The sequence below is a fragment of the Psychrobacter sp. UBA2514 genome, assembly GCF_002341255.1.
Lineage (GTDB): Bacteria > Pseudomonadota > Gammaproteobacteria > Pseudomonadales > Moraxellaceae > Psychrobacter > Psychrobacter pacificensis.
This window is the reverse complement of record NZ_DDNS01000011.1, coordinates 7,534-8,648: the sequence shown is the minus strand read 5'-3', so window position 1 is coordinate 8,648 and position 1,115 is coordinate 7,534. Positions and strand designations below refer to the sequence as shown.

The window sequence follows — 1,115 nt, the reverse complement described above, 5'->3', positions numbered from 1 at the left end:
CGCTGTCCGTTCTGTGATGTCGGTCATGGTCGTCCGAACGAGCTTGATAAAGATGAGCCGCGCCACACTGCTGAGACCATTCAAGGCTTGGGTCTTAAATACGCCGTGATTACGTCTGTTGATCGCGATGATCTAAAAGATGGCGGTGCTGGACATTTTGTAGAAGTGCTAAACGAGTCAAGAGCGCTTAGCCCAAACTGCTTAATTGAAATCCTTGTACCCGATTTCCGTGGTCGTATGGACATTGCATTGGACTTACTGACAGAGACCGCGCCAGATGTGTTTAACCACAATATTGAAACCGTGCCACGTCTATACAAAGCCTTCCGTCCAGGTTCTGATTATCAGCATTCACTCGACTTGCTCAAGATTTATAAAGAGCGCCGTCCTGATATCGCGACCAAATGCGGCTTTATGGTTGGGCTTGGCGAGACCGAAGAAGAGGTCTATGCGCTACTTGATGATCTAAAAGCGCATGATGTCGATATGATTACGATTGGACAATATCTACAGCCTAGTAAGAACCATGCCCCTGTTGACCGTTATGTCCATCCAGACGAGTTCCAACGCTATATGGACTACGGCAAAAAGATTGGCTTCTTTAGCATTTGGGCAGGCCCAATGGTACGCTCAAGCTACTTTGCTGATCGTCAGTACTATGGCGAAGATTGCCCAGCACCTATCCGCAGCAAAAAAGCATTAGAAGCGGAAGGCAAACTTGGCTGCTAATTGCTGATTTGATTGTTGTTAAACCAATATCAAAGTACTAAAGATAATAGCTAAAAATATAAAAGGGTGAATAACATATTTTGTTATTCATCCTTTTTTATGACTTACTCTAATATCAGTGGCTAAAACTAAACAATCACTGTCGGCGTTGGTGCCGCACTTGTCTTTATATTGAATACCGCAATGCTAAGTACAATCACACCGCCTACGATACCTGTCATCAACTCAGGATAAATCAATAACAAGGCACCAATCGCTAAGATGATACGGGTTATGGTATTCATCTCACCTCTGAAGTACCCCTCAAGCGCTGAGCTTAATGCAATCACACCTGTCACTGAGGTCACAACGACTGTGATAATATCCAAAATAGGCGGTAGCGGGAA

At 44.5% G+C, this 1,115-nt stretch carries 1 protein-coding gene and 1 pseudogene; one reads left to right on the top strand and one right to left on the bottom strand.

All coding sequences use genetic code 11. From position 1 onward, the window contains the following. A partial coding sequence (locus tag B3V51_RS04080; protein WP_286708032.1) for a lipoyl synthase occupies positions 1–729 on the top strand: 729 nt, incomplete at its 5' end. Between the two features lie 128 nt (positions 730–857). Here B3V51_RS04080 and B3V51_RS04075 read toward each other — a convergent pair. Further along, positions 858–1,115, bottom strand: a pseudogene (locus tag B3V51_RS04075) (C4-dicarboxylate ABC transporter permease); the annotation flags it as partial.